At 76.1% G+C, this 439-nt stretch carries 1 protein-coding gene; it reads right to left on the reverse strand.

The genetic code is table 11. The features are described 5' to 3' along the window. On the reverse strand, nt 1-387 hold a 387-nt coding region (locus tag E4T88_RS18950), incomplete at its 3' end, for a hypothetical protein (RefSeq protein ID WP_221411822.1). Nucleotides 388-439 lie beyond the last annotated feature (52 nt).

The following is a 439-nucleotide window of genomic DNA, read 5'->3' on the forward strand; positions in this document are numbered from 1 at the left end:
CTGCCCGGAGGGCGCATCGGCGAGCGCGTGGCCGATCAGGCCCGCGCCGTCGCCCGGAGCGCGCCACTGCAGGCGGTCCGCCGCTATGGGCACGAGGCCGGTATCGCGCAGCAGGTCGACCGCATCCGCCTCGGCACGCACGTCGCGGTGCAGCCAGCCATCCGCCATGCCCGGTACGGCGACGCGCGCGGGAGCGCGGGTGTTCAAGACGCTGGTGGGCGCGGGCGCGCTCCAGAGGGTGCCATCGTCCAGCTGGTAGGTCCAGTCCACCTGCGCCAGCGTGACCTGCCCGCCGCGCGGGCCGATGGCGCCTTGCGCGCGCATGCCCAGCAACCCGTCGCCACGGCCCAGCGTGCGCAGCGTGAGGCGGGGACGGAAGGCCGCCACCCCGGACGTCTGCTGGGAGCGTGGCTCTTGCGCAGAGCCCGGGGTGCCGAGG

This window comes from Dysgonomonas mossii (assembly GCF_004569505.1).
GTDB lineage: Bacteria > Bacteroidota > Bacteroidia > Bacteroidales > Dysgonomonadaceae > Dysgonomonas.